The following is a 1370-nucleotide window of genomic DNA, read 5'->3' as shown; positions in this document are numbered from 1 at the left end:
ACCTGCACACGTACAACCATATGATGTCTCACCGTGAGGCATTAGCGGCTACTGGTATTCAAGGTGAATCGGACTTGCGTAGTCTGTTCCAACAGATTATTGATAATGCCCCTGAGAACACAAACATTGAGGGTATCAAGACGTTCTTGAATAACACTACAGACCAGTTACTTGGTCGAGCAGTAGGTGAGTACACACCTCCGTGGATGCGTAACAGCACCATCATTGGTAGTGCTTTGCATCTGAGTAATTCAGGTATCTACAACGCTATGGATTTGATGACAACTGCTAATGAGATTGGTATGCGTCAAATGATTACCAAATCTGTACAGGCTCTACCTGAAGTGTTCCGTGATATTAGTAAGCTCAGCAAGTCTGAAGCTGCTCGTTTAAAGGATGTGCTTGCTGCGGATGTTCTGGCAGAGGGTCGTCTGAAGAACTTCATTACGCACTTCGATGATAACCATACTGTGAACTCTGGTACGTTCAGTTCTGCTATAGCTAATGCTGCACAGAGCGTGAAGTACCTGAATGCGTCTGAACATCTTCGCCGTTGGAACGTGCATATTATTGCAAGCGCGTACGAGGATATGATTCAAGGTGCAGTACAAGGCAATAAGAAGTTCGCTGAGTACTTCAAGAGTATTGGTATGTCAGACGAGCTTATGGGTAAAATCCGTAAAGAGATTGATACACATGGGATGCTTGTTAACAAGTGGGATGCTGATGTAGCATTTGATACGCAGCGGTACATGAGTATGGCTAGTGATAACTTAGCTATGACTGTACATGCTGGGGAGGTTCCTGCGTTGTTGGAACAAACCGTAACGGGTAAGGTAATCTTCCCGTACATGCGGTATGCGTTTGCTGGTAATCAGAAGATTCTACGTCGTGTGAATGCACGTTCTGGTCTTGCTGGTGTAGCGATGCTATTAGCGGCACAAGCACCTTTGAGTGCAATGCTTGCAGCTACCATCAACGTAACGAACGGTAAGGAATGGGATGATAACCTAGCAATCGTAGCAATGCGGACTGCAACCTCATTGGGTTATATTAGCCAAGCTATTGACCCAATTGCATCTGGAGGTTTCACGAACAGCGCTGTTGTGTTATCACCATTAACAAGTACGCTACGCCTTGGTAAAGCCCTAGTAAATGAAGATTCCTCTTTGTATGACGTAACGAATAACGTTCCGTTCATGGGGGTATCGGTATTGAATATGGCTATTGGTGTAGCTAAATCTGCTCAAGAGGACTAAGATGGCTTACAGCTATTTTGACTACGAGGGCACAGGCACAACCATCCAGACTGACATCTTGTGCGTGAGTACAGAACTCACGCACAAGATGTCAGTCTGGATGGTTGTGCC

At 45.4% G+C, this 1370-nt stretch carries 1 protein-coding gene; it reads left to right on the top strand.

From position 1 onward, the window contains the following. Window positions 1–518 precede the first annotated feature (518 nt). Window positions 519–1259, top strand: coding sequence for a hypothetical protein (locus tag ABWK52_RS29255; protein ID WP_353772373.1), 741 nt, complete (start codon window positions 519–521; stop codon window positions 1257–1259). Window positions 1260–1370: the final 111 nt, after the last annotated feature.

Origin of the sequence: Bacillus sp. AP50 (assembly GCF_040492675.1) — a bacterium.
Classification (GTDB): Bacteria; Bacillota; Bacilli; order Bacillales; family Bacillaceae_G; genus Bacillus_A; species Bacillus_A cereus.
The sequence above is the reverse complement of the archived record's forward strand: the minus strand, read 5'-3'. Positions and strand labels throughout refer to the sequence as shown.